Origin of the sequence: Rouxiella sp. WC2420, assembly GCF_041200025.1 — a bacterium.
Taxonomy (GTDB): Bacteria; Pseudomonadota; Gammaproteobacteria; order Enterobacterales; family Enterobacteriaceae; genus Rouxiella.
In genome coordinates this window covers 5,260,831-5,274,856 of record NZ_CP165628.1, presented here as the reverse complement: position 1 = coordinate 5,274,856, position 14,026 = coordinate 5,260,831, and the positions used below count along the sequence as shown (strand labels likewise).

Here is a 14,026-nt window from a genome sequence, read left to right as displayed (position 1 = left end):
GGCGGACTCCACTCGAACAAGACCAAAAAAGAAAAAGGATCAGGATATTTTTTAAATCATGATTTTAGACACACGCCTCGCTCTGACATTTACAGCGATGCCACGGGATTTAACCGTAGTGGCTACTATAAATATTGAGGAGATGTCTTCAGGTCACCCTGTCAGCGACCAAAAGCGACGTGTGAACCGATTTATACGGTTTTTTGTCGGCTATAAGTTTCGTTTAAAAAATCTACAGGCCGATCAGGCGTCCGGGACGGATCGCGATCGGAATGGCGGATCATAACGCAAACCGCGGCAGAGATCCTCCCCTTCCTCACAGAATAGATCCATTTTATCCACAGGCGATGTCCAATGAGTGGGTAAGATTCGCTGAACCCGCGATTGAACCTATGAATAGTAGGCGGGTGTCAGCCGCTTTGCACCTAAAAATAAGTTTTCTCCTCAGGCCATTCACAGCTTTTCAACCGGGATCACAATAAGAATGTTCAAGGATCAAGCGGCGATCCTTGCGATTTGGGCAAGAGTCCGTATAATCCTCAGCCCTACGTGTGATACCTGTGCTCCTGATGGTCATCGGTGAGCACGGGAATATTTGGTAAACATTTAGGCACGCTTTCTAGCAATGTAAATTGACTCAGGACTGTACAATTATTACAATCCAGCTTCTTTATATGTTGCGACAAAGGCATCGGCTGCTTCGGCACCGAAAGCCCACGCGTTTACTGATCAGTTTTAATTTTAAGTTTAGGTAGAAATCGCCATGAAACGCACTTTCCAACCGTCCGTACTGAAGCGCAACCGTAGCCACGGTTTCCGTGCTCGTATGGCCACCAAGAATGGTCGTCAGGTTCTGGCTCGCCGTCGCGCGAAAGGCCGTACCCGTCTGTCTGCTTCTAAGTAATAAAAGCTAACCTGTTTAGTGGTTAAGCTAGCTTTTCCCAGGGAGTTACGTTTGTTAACTCCCCGTCATTTCACTTTCGTCTTCCAGCAGCCACAACGGGCCGGCACGCCTCAAATCACCATCCTTGGCCGCCTGAACGAGCTGGGGCATCCCCGCGTCGGTCTCACAGTCGCAAAAAAACATGTCAAACGCGCTCATGAACGTAATCGGATTAAACGCCTAACCCGCGAAAGTTTCCGGTTAAATCAGCATGCGCTGCCGTCAATGGATTTTGTCGTACTGGTGAAGAAGGGGGTTGCCGATCTCGATAACCGTGCGTTAACGGAAGCGTTGGAGAAATTATGGCGTCGACATTGCCGACAGGCTCCCGCATCCTGATAACCTTGATACGCGGGTATCAACTGGTTATCAGCCCAATGTTGGGGCCTCATTGTCGTTTTCGACCAACCTGCTCTCAATACGGTATTGAGGCAATTGGTCGTTTTGGCATGGTAAAAGGTAGTTGGTTGACGCTGAAGCGCGTATTAAAATGCCATCCTTTAAACCCAGGTGGTGATGACCCCGTACCGCCGAAAACCGACAATAACAGAGAACACTAACGATGGATTCGCAACGCAATCTTTTCCTCATCGCTCTGCTGTTCGTGTCTTTCATGATCTGGCAGGCCTGGCAAACGGACCACGCTCCGCAACCAGCCAATCAGACCACGCAACAGACTGCGAACACAGCCACCGGTGATGCTGCCAACCAGGCTGTTCCTGGAAGCGGACAGGGCAAACTGATCACTGTTAACACTGACGTTCTCTCTTTAACCATCAATACCCGTGGTGGCGATATCGAGAAAGCGCTGTTGACCCAATATCCGGTAGCGCTGAAATCTACGGCTCCATTCCAGCTGCTGGAAACTTCTCCTAATTTCGTTTATCAGGCTCAAAGCGGTCTGACAGGCAAAAATGGCCCAGACAACCCTGCTAACGGTGAGCGTCCTCTTTACACCACTAGCCAGGACACCTTTACTTTAGGTGAAGGCCAGACTGAATTGCGTATCCCGATGACCTACACGGCTCAGAACGGCGCAGTTTATACCAAAACTTTCGTTATCAAACGCGGCTCTTACGCGGTGAACGTTGACTATAACGTTAACAACACTACCAAAGCTCCGTTGGATCTGACCCTGTTCGGTCAGCTGAAACAAACTTCAGAACTGCCAAAAGATCGCGATACGGGTAACCACAGCTTTGCTCTGCATACCTATCGCGGTGCGGCTTACTCTTCCAGCGATGACAAGTATCAGAAATACGCGTTCGACAAGAGCGAAAATCTGAACGTCACCACGCAGGGCGGTTGGGTTGCAATGTTGCAGCAGTACTTTGCAACGGCGTGGATCCCTTCTGCGAAAGATACCAATACTTTCTACACCGCGACCAACGACGGTATCTCGTCTATCGGCTTTAAGGGCGCACCGTTTGTTGTTCAACCAGGCGCTCAGCAGCAGGTGGGTTCTACCCTGTGGGTTGGCCCTGAAATTCAGGACAAAATGGCCGCTATCGCGCCACACCTTGACCTGACTGTTGACTACGGATGGTTGTGGTTTATTTCTCAGCCGCTGTTCAAGCTGTTGAAATTTATCCATAGCTTCATCGGTAACTGGGGCTTCTCCATTATCATCATCACCTTTATCGTGCGCGGTATCATGTACCCACTGACCCGTGCGCAATATACGTCGATGGCGAAAATGCGTATGCTGCAGCCGAAGCTGGCCGCAATGCGTGAGCGTATCGGTGATGACAAACAGCGTCAGAGCCAAGAGATGATGGCGCTGTACAAGTCGGAAAAAGTTAACCCGCTGGGTGGCTGCCTGCCGCTGGTTATTCAGATGCCAATCTTCCTGGCACTGTATTACATGCTGTCTGGTTCCATTGAACTGCGCCACGCGCCGTTTATCCTGTGGATCCATGACCTATCAGCGCAAGACCCGTACTTCATCCTGCCAGTGATGATGGGTATCACGATGTTCTTCATCCAGAAGATGTCGCCGACTACCGTCACTGACCCGATGCAGCAGAAGATCATGACCTTTATGCCGGTTATCTTCACCGTGTTCTTCCTGTGGTTCCCGTCTGGCCTGGTGTGCTACTACATCGTCAGTAACCTGGTAACCATCCTCCAGCAGCAGCTGATTTATCGCGGTCTGGAAAAACGTGGCTTGCACAGCCGCGACAAGAAGAAAGCGTAAAAGTTAACGACGCTGTAGCTGTATAATAGGAATAAGCACACAGGAAGGCGGTCAATTAGACCGCCTTCTTTTTTAGTTTAAACACCGAGAATTCTATGAATACGTCAGACACTATCGTTGCTCAAGCTACGCCGCCAGGCCGCGGTGGCGTCGGTATTGTACGCATTTCTGGTCGTTCGGCCAGCCTGATTGCGCAGGAAATATTGGGCAAACTGCCCAAGCCGCGCTACGCCGACTATCTGCCGTTCCGTGATGCCGATGGCAGCACCCTGGATCAAGGGATAGCACTGTGGTTCCCAGGCCCTAACTCCTTCACAGGAGAAGACGTGCTCGAGCTACAGGGCCACGGCGGGCCAGTTATCCTCGACCTGTTGATCAAACGCATTCTGGCTATTCCCGGCGTGCGTATTGCCCGCCCAGGCGAGTTTTCCGAACGCGCGTTCCTGAATGACAAGCTGGATTTGGCACAGGCAGAGGCGATTGCCGACCTGATTGACGCCAGTTCCGAGCAGGCTGCACGCTCTGCCGTAAACTCATTGCAGGGTGCATTTTCTACCCGAATCCATCACTTGGTGGAAGCACTTACTAACCTGCGAATCTACGTCGAGGCTGCTATCGACTTCCCGGATGAGGAGATTGATTTCCTCTCTGATGGCAAAATCGAAGCCAAGCTCAATCAAGTGATCGGTGATTTAGATGCCGTGCGTACTGAAGCACGGCAAGGCAGCCTGCTGCGTGAAGGGATGAAGGTGGTAATTGCTGGTCGTCCAAACGCCGGTAAATCTAGCCTTCTCAATGCATTAGCAGGCCGTGAAGCCGCTATTGTCACCGATATTGCCGGCACAACGCGCGACGTATTACGCGAACACATTCATATTGACGGGATGCCGCTGCACATTATTGATACCGCCGGTCTGCGCGATGCCAGTGATGAAGTGGAGCGAATTGGTATCGAACGCGCATGGAATGAAATAGAACAGGCAGATACTGTGCTGTTTATGGTTGACGGCACCACCACTGAAGCCACTGAGCCTGCCGAAATATGGCCAGACTTTATGGCGCGCCTGCCGGCTTCTCTGCCGATCGTCGTTGTACGAAATAAAGCCGATGTGACAGGTGAGACAATGGGTAAGACAGAAGTGAATGGTCACTCACTTATTCGCCTGTCTGCGCGCACCGGTGAAGGAATTGACCTCCTGCGTGAACACTTAAAAGAGAGCATGGGCTTTAATCAGAACATGGAAGGCGGTTTCCTGGCGCGCCGCCGTCACTTGCAGGCGCTCGAAGAGGCAGCGCAACACCTGTTACAGGGCAAAGATCAGCTGCTGGGCGCGTGGGCGGGAGAGTTACTGGCCGAAGAACTGCGTCTTTCCCAGCAATCGCTGAGCGAAATAACGGGCGAATTCAGCTCCGATGACCTGCTTGGCCGTATCTTCTCAAGCTTCTGTATCGGTAAATAAGCCCTGCATGAAATGTAAGCACTTACTCACAATGGTTTAATAACCTTTGTGAATAAGTGCAATTTCATCAGCTCGACAACGTCTCCAGACGTTCTTGCTGAATTTCTAATAATTGGCTCAGGCTTAGAAGATTCTGCGGGATTTTTACAATTTCACTGGCATTCTCATCCATCGCTTTAAATTTTTTGCAGAAACTATCGATTAAGGTAATTAAAGCCTTAGCCTCATTGTAAACGCTAATGTTCATATTCGAGGTAATCTTAAGAATAGCGGCTTGCAGTGTGGCAATTTCTTGCTGAGCTTTTTTATAAAGACTAATCCGCTTTATGAATAACTCTCTCTGAGAGCCAGTCATTTTTTCTAAAGATTTATTATCATGAGAAATATTGGTTTCAAAACTGTTGAAGGATGCGGCGACATCTTTAATTATATGATCTATTATAATTAACCGCTTATTGTCTTTTGGGGTAGAAAGTACCCTGCGAGGAGGAAGAGGATTACTCCGGTTGGGTGACTTATTATAATCATCAATAACTTTTATGGCCAAGAGATGTTTAGCTTCCATCTTTCCAGAAAACCCACGGCTAAATCCCAGGTCTATAAGATTCTTATTCGATTCGTGGTTTCCCCGCCCCAGCAGGTTCTCAGCCTCCTCCGCCCTTAGAGCTCCTGAAGCATAGGCCATTGAGCCACCTATTAAAGCAATAGTCCCTAGAGCCATGAAAATTTTTAACGTGGGTAAAGGTTTCTGAATCTCATTTTGGCAGGGGGAATAAACTCTTTCCATATTTATGCCAATAAAAGGATCGGTGCATAGAATGTTACTTTCTGGTGATGAATTAGAATTATTTCCTACATTATTAACATGATTAGCCAAACTTGTTTTATTAGGGAAATCTTTCTCAATAGTTTTAACTGGCTTATAGCCTGGTATGTTATTTACATTAATAATTTTAGGCATGTTTAGCATCCCTCCTGGATAAGCATTATTCTCGCCAGCAAAGTACACTAATACAAACCAGCATTAATCATCAAATATGGACAGAATTACCCTTCATTGATCTAAATCAAATTTTTATATATTTATTCCTCGGCAGATATAAAGAAACTCCTAATAAAATGACTCTACATCCCTTTTAGAATTACTTTCCTACTTTCAACTCTATTAACTAACTAAACACTTATAGCTTCGAGATAATATATTCCCACCCACTATCCTCAAGTCGCTCCCTGGTAAACATTAGTAAAACCCTCTGATGTTAACGAGTAACAAAAATTAATTTTCTGTTAGAAAACAGTGGTAAGCAGTCAGGCAACTAACAGGTTATTCTTATTCAACTTTTAACCCGCTAGGTATAAAAAGCTAATCGATAAGTTATTTATATAATTTGCATTAAGATCGTACTATGGACAGACTTTAATCTAAGCCATGTACGAACCATTACTCAGGGAGTGAACAATGGCGTGCCACTTTGCAAGATGGGTTATGACGGATAACGAGCCAAATACTCACCGCCTGCCCGCTGACGTTCTGGATTTCGCCAATACCCTCTCCCCCAAGCTTCGCGTTCGATTTATACATGGCCGCGCACTTTTGGCTGAAATGATGTTTTATTTGTATGGTTCGACGCAGCTTCCGCAAGTAGTCACCCTGCCCAGCGGACGCCCAAGTTTTGCCAGCAGCGGACTGCCTGATTTTAGCCTTGCCTACGCCGGTAACACCATTGGTGTGATGCTCAGCAGCGAAGGCAAGGTGGGACTTGATCTCGAGATCCTGCATGCTCGCAGCCCTATTCATCAGTCGCGCCAGTCAGCACTTGCAGCGGTAGAGAAAACCTGGATCGCCATGCAAACCGATCCCGATGAGTCGGCATCCCAGTTAGAATGTATCCGGCAGAGCGTACATAAACTCTCGGGACAGAGTGATATCACCTCAGATACCCTGAGTCTGCACCCGAGTTCCGGTCGTTTGCGATCAAGCATTACGCCCAATGTGCAGGTCATGAGCGATATTGAAGGCGCGGAAATCTGGTCTTGCGCTCACACCCCGGCCATTCAGCGCCTGATCTGCTGGCGCTATACGCCAACAGAAGGTTTCACACGCCTGCAGACATTTGCTGCCCAGCAGCAGGTGGATTCACTACACTTTATGAAGTTAACCAGCTTGCCCCCGGCCAAGTAGCCTCCCTTTGTGCGTTTTAACCAATCAATCAGGAGTCGTTAATGTCTACTCAACCACTGAAGTTTGTCACGCTGTTAGGCAGCTTGCGTAAAGGCTCTTTCAACGCGATGGTTGCGCGTACGCTGCCAAAGTTATCCCCAGAAGGCGTCACGATTGAAGCACTGCCTTCTATTGGCGAAATTCCGCTATATGACGCAGACATTCAGCAAGAATCTGGCTTTCCCGCGACGATCGAAAGTATCGCCGAACAGATCCGTGCGGCCGATGGGGTGATCATCGTAACGCCTGAATATAACTATTCTGTACCCGGTGGTCTGAAGAACGCCATCGACTGGCTCTCGCGCCTGCCAGAGCAGCCGTTAGCAGGAAAACCGGTGTTAATTCAAACCAGCTCAATGGGGGCCATTGGCGGCGCACGCTGTCAGTATCACCTGCGGCAGATTTTAGTGTTCCTGGATGCCATGGTTCTCAACAAGCCGGAGTTTATGGGAGGAGTGATTCAGAGCAAGGTCGATGCGCAGCTGGGAGAAGTGGTTGATCAAAATACGCTGGACCATCTTACCGGCCAGCTCAGCGCGTTTTCAGATTTTACACGGCGCTTCAAGAAATAAGCAGGCTCTGGGAACCAAAAAGGCCGCGGCATGCGGCCTTTCTATTGAAAAATTGCTGACTGATCGTTATTTATCGATAAAGGCAATCTTCAATACAAACAAGATAGTTACCACCAGCACGCACGGGCTGATGTCTCTCCAGCGACCGCTTCCCAGCTTCATTACCACGTAAGAAATAAACCCCAGGGCAATCCCTTCTGTAATCGAGAAACTGAAAGGCATCATGACTGCGGTAACAAACGCAGGGACTGCTTCGGTTAAATCATCCCAGGTCACTCGCGCAAGGCTGGAAGTCATCAGCACGCCGACATAAATTAGCGCGCCTGCAGCAGCATAGGCTGGCACCATTCCGGCTAACGGAGAGATGAAAATAACCAGCAGGAACAAAAGCCCGGTGACAACGGCAGTCAGACCGGTACGACCCCCAATCGCCACGCCGGAGCAGCTTTCGATATAGGCGCTGATCGCTGAGGTGCCGATGAAGGAACCCACAACCGAGCTAACGCTATCGACAAACAGCGCCTGTTTCATCTGCGGGAATTTACCTTCACTGTCGGCAAGCCCGGCTTTATCGGTAACGCCAATCAGCGTGCCTGACGAGTCGAACAGATTGACCAGCATAAAGGAGAAAATAATCCCCGCCAGACCAATATTCAGCGAGCCTTTGATATCAACCTGCCCAACCACGCTGGTAACGCTTGGCGGCATCGACCATACTCCCGCGTAGTGAACGTCACCCAGCGCCCAGCCAATCAGAGTCGTGATAATGATAGAGATCAGCACCGCGGCATGAATGTTACGCGCCGCCAGAATAGCGATAATAAAGAAACCCAGCGCACCAAGCAGCACCGAGTGCGAGGTCAATTTGCCGATCGACACCAGCGTATCCGGGTTCGCAACGATAATACCGGCATTTTTCAGGCCCATCATGCCGATGAACAAGCCGATACCGCTGGTGATCCCGACCCTCAAGCTCACAGGTATATTCGCTATCATCCAGTAGCGAACGCGGAAAATGGTCAGCAGGAACAGGCCGACCGCGCCCCAGAAAATCGCGCCCATGCCGGTTTGCCATGAGATCCCCATCGCACCGACCACCACAAAGGCGAAGAAAGCATTCAGGCCCATCGCAGGTGCCAGCGCGACGGGCAGATTGGCGATAAGTCCCATCAAAATACTGCCGAATGCCGCAATCAGACAGGTAGTAACAAATACGGCCTGCTTATCCATCCCCGCCACGCCCAATATCTGCGGGTTAACGAAGACGATATACACCATGGTCAGGAAAGTTGTGAAACCGGCAACTGTCTCCGTTTTCAGCGTCGTGCCATGGGCGCTCAGTTTAAACCAGCGCTCTAACATCCCTTTACCTGCGCCGGCATTATTTTGTGGTGTGCTCATTATTGAGTTCCAAAGAGGGGGAAATTCGTCGGCCGCTATCCTAACCTAAATCCTCCGCCGATTGAGATGATTGCGCTGCTTTTTATTGCATGTTTACACTTTTTAGACCGCTTTTAGGAGCAACTGCTGGTTTTTAATGCTCATTATTTTAGCTTTTATCGCACGGTCTCCAGGATAAGGAGTTCGGAACAGGCGAGTATTTTCTGTAAGATACCTTCTGGAGTCATGTCATTAACTAAGCGGTTAATTCAGAAAAAGGATGAAATATGCCCCGGATAGAATGCGTTTTCTTTGACTGTGATGGCACACTAGTCGACAGTGAGCGGCTGTGCTGCGAGGCTTACGTCCTGATGTTTGCCCATTTCGGCGTGACCGTTTCCTATGATGAGATGTTTAAAAAGTACAAAGGCGTAAAGCTGTACGAAATTATCGATATTATTAATCAACAGCACGGTCTTAAAGCCGGAAAAGAAGAGATGGAAGCGGTTTTCCGTCAGCACGTAGCTCGGCTGTTTGATGAAAAACTCGAACCGATTGCAGGCGCAAAAGAACTGCTGGAGTCAATAACTGTGCCGATGTGTGTGGTCTCCAATGGTCCAGTGACTAAAATGCAGCACTCTCTGGGGCTCACCGGTTTGCTCCCTTTTATGAGAGATCGTCTTTACAGCGGTTACGATTTGCAGCGCTGGAAACCTGACCCGGCGTTGCTTTATCACGCAGCCGAGGCCATGCAGGTTTCAATCTCCACCTGCATTTTGGTTGAAGATTCTGTGGCCGGCGTTCAGGCGGGTATCGCAGCCAATATTCCGGTTTATTATTACTGTGCCGATACTCATAATCCGGTTATCGATCACCAGCTGGTTACCGCATTCACAGATATGCATCAACTTGCCGCTATCTGGCGCGAGAAAGGCTACAATATCGTCAAATAATGCGCTGGCATTTGATTTGTCACTGTATTTAGAGATAGTGACTGTTTTAAAAGACGACACCGATTCCGTTAAGGAGAAGACGCTGACTAGCCAAAGTCCCCAAACAACGGGGCGAAAGAACGATCCAATAGGCCTCAAGCAGCGCATTTTTGATAGCGCGCTTATCGAGTTCGCCGAGTCCGGATTAATGGGCGCACGGATGGAAAATATCGCCTCAAACGCTGATACCACCAAACGCATGGTGGTTTATCACTATAAATCGAAAGAAGCGCTCTACATGCAGGTGTTGGAGTATGTTTATCGCTGTTTGCGTAAACATGAACTTGAGCTGGATTTATCAGCCTATCCGCCTGCCGAAGCCATTGTTAAGCTGGTAGAGGCCAGTTTTGATTTTCACGTTTCGCACCCGGAATTTATTCGCATTGTCTCCACCGAGAATATGCTGCGCGGCCGCTTTATTCGTCAATCCACCAACATCCGCGCACTAAACCAAACGGCGCTAACCTTGCTGGATGATATTCTCGAACGCGGCAAGAAAGGTCATCTATTTAAAGAAGATGCCCAGGCGCGGGACGTGCACCGCCTGATCAGCAGTCTTTGTGTTCACCAGGTCGCCAACCAATACACCTTTGGTGCGTTGTTTGAGAATCCGGATGAGTTTGATACGCAGAATGCGCATTATCGCCAGTTGGCAGTGATGGTGGCGTTGCGTTATTTAATGATTTAGCAAGCTCTGCGATACAAAATAAAACGCCCGATAATCAATTTATCGGGCGTCTGCATTTGTTGTATTGGGAAAGGTTAAAGCTATTCTGTTTTGTTTTCTTTACCGCTTTTACCATCAACCAGCAGCTTCTCCAGCGCATCGCCCCCGACATGACGGAAATCTTGCCCCTTCACGAAGTAGAAAATAATCTCGCTGATATTCTGGCAACGGTCGCCGATACGCTCGATCGAACGGGCACAAAACAACGCCGTTAGAATGCTTGGGATCATGCGCGGGTCTTCCATCATATAAGTCATCAGCTGACGCACGATGCCCTCATATTCCTGATCGACCTTTTTATCTTCGCGATAGACGCGGATCGCCTCATCGAGATCCATACGCGCAAAGGCATCCAGCACGTCGTGCAGCATCTGTACGGTGTGACGGCCCAATGATTCCAGACTCACCAACAGCGGCTGATGCAGATGAGAGAATTTCTCCAACGCGGTGCGACAGATTTTATCGGCCACATCGCCGATGCGTTCCAGCTCGGAAATCGTCTTGATGATCGCCATAACCATACGCAGATCGCTGGCAGTGGGTTGACGTTTAGCAATAATCCGCACGCAGGCTTCATCAATCGCCACTTCCATCATGTTTACTTTGTCATCACCCTTGATGACACGCTCGGCCAGCTCAGCATCCTGATTGTGCATCGCGGTGATGGCATCGGTAAGCTGCTGTTCAACCAGGCCGCCCATCGCCAATACCTGAGTGCGGATATGTTCAAGTTCGGCATTGAACTGGGCTGAAATATGTTTATTGAGATTCAGATTGTCCATCTTGTTTCCTCTCTACCTTGAAGAGCATCAACCGTAGCGGCCAGTAATGTAGTCCTCGGTCTGCTTTTGAGCAGGTGAGGTGAACAATGAGTCAGTATCACTGTATTCAATCAATTCGCCGAGATACATAAACGCAGTGCGGTCCGAGCAGCGAGCTGCCTGCTGCATGTTATGGGTCACGATCACCACCGTATAGTCGGATTTCAACTCGGTAATCAGCTCTTCGATGCGGCCGGTCGAGATCGGATCCAGCGCCGAGCAAGGCTCATCAAGCAGTAAAACATCAGGACGAATGGCGATACCGCGAGCGATACACAAACGCTGCTGCTGACCACCAGACAAACTGTAACCGCTCTGATGCAGCTTATCTTTCGACTCATTCCAAAGTGCCGCTTTGGTCAAAGCCCACTGCACGCGCTCATCCATGTCGGTACGCGACAGCTTCTCAAATAAACGCACGCCAAAAGCGATGTTGTCGTAAATCGACATCGGGAACGGGGTCGGCTTTTGAAATACCATGCCGACCTTGGCGCGCAGCAGGGCGATATCCTGCTTATCTACCAGAATATTTTCGCCGTCGAGCAAAATTTCACCCTCGGCACGCTGATCAGGATATAGCTGATACATCTTGTTTAAAGTGCGCAGAAGCGTCGATTTACCGCAGCCAGACGGGCCGATAAAAGCGGTAACTTCGTTTTTGGCAATATCCAGGGAGATGTTTTTCAGCGCATGGAATTTGCCGTAATAAAAATTCAGATCGCGGACCTGGATTTTACTGTTGGATGCATCGGTCATTCGACTCATTAAGACATCTCTCTTTAATCAAAATTTTTATAATTACTGCTTTTTCTGGGCGAAGATCACGCGAGCAATGATGTTCAGCAGCAGTACGCATACAGTAATTAGCAGAACGCCAGCCCAGGCCAAGTCCTGCCATTCTGCAAACGGGCTCATGGCAAATTTAAATATGGTGACCGGAAGGTTGGCGATAGGCTGCATTAAATCGGTGCTCCAAAACTGGTTGGAGAGCGAGGTAAACAGCAGCGGCGCGGTTTCACCGGCAATACGCGCGATAGCCAGCAGAACACCCGTGATAATTCCAGAGACTGAGGCCTTCAGCGTAATGGCTGAAATCATTCTCCATTTCGGCGTTCCCAATGCATAGGCCGCTTCACGCAGACTGTCAGGCACCAGTTTCAGCATGTTCTCGGTGGTACGAATCACGATAGGAACCTGCAGCAGCGCCAGCGCCAGAATCCCCGCCCAGCCTGAAAAGTGACCCATTTTTGCCACTACAATGGTGTAAACAAACAGTCCGACCACGATGGAAGGAGCAGACAGCAGGATATCGTTAATAAAACGAATCACCTCGGCCAGCCAAGATTTACGCCCATATTCAGCAAGATACACACCGGCAAGGATCCCCAGCGGAGTACCAACCACTGTAGACCAGAGGATCAAAAGTCCGCTGCCGGCAATGGCGTTTGCCAAACCACCGCCTGCAGTGTTTGGCGGTGGCGTGTTTTGGGTAAACAGCGCCAGCGACATACCGTCGATACCTTTGGTTACCGTGGTAAACAAGATCCAAACCAGCCAGAACAGGCCAAAAACCATGGTCGCCATTGATAACAACAGCGCGATACGGTTCTTCTGGCGTCGCCAGGCCTGACGTTTGCGACGGGATTCAAACAGCGCATCGTTGCTTTGCATTTCAAGAGTTGCCATCTTAACGCCCCTCATTCTTAGCCAGACGCAGAATCATCAGCTTTGATAGCGCCAACACGATAAAGGTGATCACGAACAGGATCAGGCCTAGCTCCATCAGGGCCGAGGTATGCAGGCCCGATGCTGCTTCGGCAAATTCGTTGGCCAACGCCGAGGTAATACTGTTACCCGGCATGTACAACGAGGCACTATCGAGCTGGTAAGTGTTACCGATGATAAAGGTCACTGCCATGGTTTCACCCAAAGCGCGTCCGAGGCCAAGCATCACGCCGCCAATAACGCCGTTCTTGGTGAAAGGTAAAACGATACGCCAGATAACTTCCCAGGTCGTACAACCGATGCCGTAGGCCGATTCTTTCATCATCACTGGCGTCTGCTCGAACACGTCGCGCATCACAGAGGCAATGTAGGGGATGATCATGATCGCAAGAATTACGCCAGCCGCCAGGATACCAATACCAAACCCCGGACCCGCGAAAAGTGCACCAATAATTGGAATGCCTGAAAGAACATCGCCGACAGGTGTTTGAAAATAAGTCGCAAATAAAGGAGCAAAGACAAACAGGCCCCACATGCCGTAAACGATACTCGGGATAGCCGCCAGCAGTTCGATAGCGATCCCCAGGGGACGTTTCAACCAGTTAGGCGCCAGTTCAGTCAGAAACAGTGAGATACCAAAGCTGACCGGGACAGCTATCAGCAGAGCAATGACCGAGGTAACAATCGTGCCATAAATCGGCACCAGCGCACCAAATTGCTCATTGGGTACATCCCAGGTTTTATTCCACAGGAAAGAAAAGCCAAACTTTTCCATGCTAGGCAAGGAAGAAATGAATAACGAAACGATGATCCCGCCGAGCAGGAATAGCACAATCAGCGCAGCCAGTTTAACCAGCGCGCCGAAGATGATGTCACCGTTCTTGCTTGGTGCTTTGATGGACGGCGTTTTTTCAGCCATAACACTCTCTTCTTATTCAGATTTATTTCTCCCCCGACAAGGGTTTATCGGGAGAGATTGAGACAGAAG

Annotated in this window: 15 protein-coding genes; 9 read left to right on the top strand and 6 right to left on the bottom strand. The window is 49.4% G+C overall.

Annotated elements, in window-relative coordinates; genetic code table 11:
• The first annotated feature begins 763 nt into the window (after positions 1-763).
• From rpmH to mnmE, 5 genes are all read left to right on the top strand, one after another.
• Positions 764-904, top strand: a complete 141-nt coding sequence (gene rpmH, locus AB3G37_RS24285; RefSeq protein ID WP_009637487.1) for a 50S ribosomal protein L34 — start codon at positions 764-766, stop codon at positions 902-904.
• 18 nt (positions 905-922) lie between these two features.
• Entirely contained in the window at positions 923-1,282 is a 360-nt protein-coding gene (gene rnpA, locus AB3G37_RS24280; RefSeq protein ID WP_369789303.1) for a ribonuclease P protein component, read from the top strand.
• The gene (gene yidD / locus AB3G37_RS24275; protein ID WP_009637489.1) at positions 1,246-1,503 is read left to right on the top strand and encodes a membrane protein insertion efficiency factor YidD; all 258 of its coding nucleotides are present in this window, start codon (positions 1,246-1,248) and stop codon (positions 1,501-1,503) included. The genes rnpA and yidD overlap by 37 nt, the downstream gene beginning before the upstream one ends.
• 2 nt (positions 1,504-1,505) lie before the next feature.
• Positions 1,506-3,140, top strand: coding sequence for a membrane protein insertase YidC (yidC, locus tag AB3G37_RS24270; RefSeq protein ID WP_009637490.1), 1,635 nt, complete (start codon positions 1,506-1,508; stop codon positions 3,138-3,140).
• Between the two features lie 95 nt (positions 3,141-3,235).
• Positions 3,236-4,600, top strand: a complete 1,365-nt coding sequence (gene mnmE / locus AB3G37_RS24265; protein ID WP_369789302.1) for a tRNA uridine-5-carboxymethylaminomethyl(34) synthesis GTPase MnmE — start codon at positions 3,236-3,238, stop codon at positions 4,598-4,600.
• Between the two features lie 67 nt (positions 4,601-4,667).
• Here mnmE and AB3G37_RS24260 read toward each other — a convergent pair whose 3' ends face one another.
• Positions 4,668-5,561: a hypothetical protein gene (locus tag AB3G37_RS24260; protein ID WP_369789301.1), complete on the bottom strand. Its 894-nt coding sequence runs from the start codon at positions 5,559-5,561 to the stop codon at positions 4,668-4,670.
• 498 nt (positions 5,562-6,059) lie between these two features.
• Here AB3G37_RS24260 and AB3G37_RS24255 point away from each other — a divergent pair, with 498 nt between their 5' ends.
• Both AB3G37_RS24255 and AB3G37_RS24250 read left to right on the top strand, forming a co-directional pair.
• Positions 6,060-6,782, top strand: a complete 723-nt coding sequence (locus tag AB3G37_RS24255; RefSeq protein WP_369789300.1) for a 4'-phosphopantetheinyl transferase superfamily protein — start codon at positions 6,060-6,062, stop codon at positions 6,780-6,782.
• Positions 6,783-6,823: 41 nt separating this feature from the next.
• Positions 6,824-7,393: an NADPH-dependent FMN reductase gene (locus tag AB3G37_RS24250; RefSeq protein WP_369789299.1), complete on the top strand. Its 570-nt coding sequence runs from the start codon at positions 6,824-6,826 to the stop codon at positions 7,391-7,393.
• 66 nt (positions 7,394-7,459) lie between these two features.
• Here the strand turns inward: AB3G37_RS24250 and AB3G37_RS24245 are convergent, their stop codons facing one another.
• Positions 7,460-8,794, bottom strand: a complete 1,335-nt coding sequence (locus AB3G37_RS24245) for an NCS2 family permease (protein ID WP_369789298.1) — start codon at positions 8,792-8,794, stop codon at positions 7,460-7,462.
• Positions 8,795-9,060: 266 nt separating this feature from the next.
• Between AB3G37_RS24245 and yieH the strand changes: the two genes are divergently transcribed.
• Positions 9,061-9,726: a 6-phosphogluconate phosphatase gene (yieH, locus tag AB3G37_RS24240; RefSeq protein WP_369789297.1), complete on the top strand. Its 666-nt coding sequence runs from the start codon at positions 9,061-9,063 to the stop codon at positions 9,724-9,726.
• 82 nt (positions 9,727-9,808) lie between these two features.
• Positions 9,809-10,453, top strand: coding sequence for a TetR family transcriptional regulator (locus AB3G37_RS24235; protein ID WP_192807952.1), 645 nt, complete (start codon positions 9,809-9,811; stop codon positions 10,451-10,453).
• An 80-nt stretch (positions 10,454-10,533) separates the two neighbouring features.
• Here AB3G37_RS24235 and phoU read toward each other — a convergent pair whose 3' ends face one another.
• The 4 genes from phoU to pstC are packed head-to-tail and all read right to left on the bottom strand — an operon-like array spanning position 10,534 to position 13,957.
• Positions 10,534-11,274: a phosphate signaling complex protein PhoU gene (gene phoU / locus AB3G37_RS24230; protein ID WP_009637498.1), complete on the bottom strand. Its 741-nt coding sequence runs from the start codon at positions 11,272-11,274 to the stop codon at positions 10,534-10,536.
• Positions 11,275-11,301: 27 nt separating this feature from the next.
• Positions 11,302-12,069, bottom strand: coding sequence for a phosphate ABC transporter ATP-binding protein PstB (gene pstB / locus AB3G37_RS24225; RefSeq protein WP_009637499.1), 768 nt, complete (start codon positions 12,067-12,069; stop codon positions 11,302-11,304).
• Positions 12,070-12,111: 42 nt separating this feature from the next.
• Positions 12,112-12,999 carry a phosphate ABC transporter permease PstA gene (gene pstA, locus AB3G37_RS24220; RefSeq protein WP_009637500.1) on the bottom strand — a complete coding sequence of 296 codons (888 nt, stop codon included), beginning with the start codon at positions 12,997-12,999 and terminating at the stop codon, positions 12,112-12,114.
• 1 nt (position 13,000) lies between these two features.
• On the bottom strand, positions 13,001-13,957 hold the full coding sequence (gene pstC, locus AB3G37_RS24215) for a phosphate ABC transporter permease PstC (RefSeq protein WP_009637501.1): 957 nt from the start codon (positions 13,955-13,957) through the stop codon (positions 13,001-13,003).
• Positions 13,958-14,026: the final 69 nt, after the last annotated feature.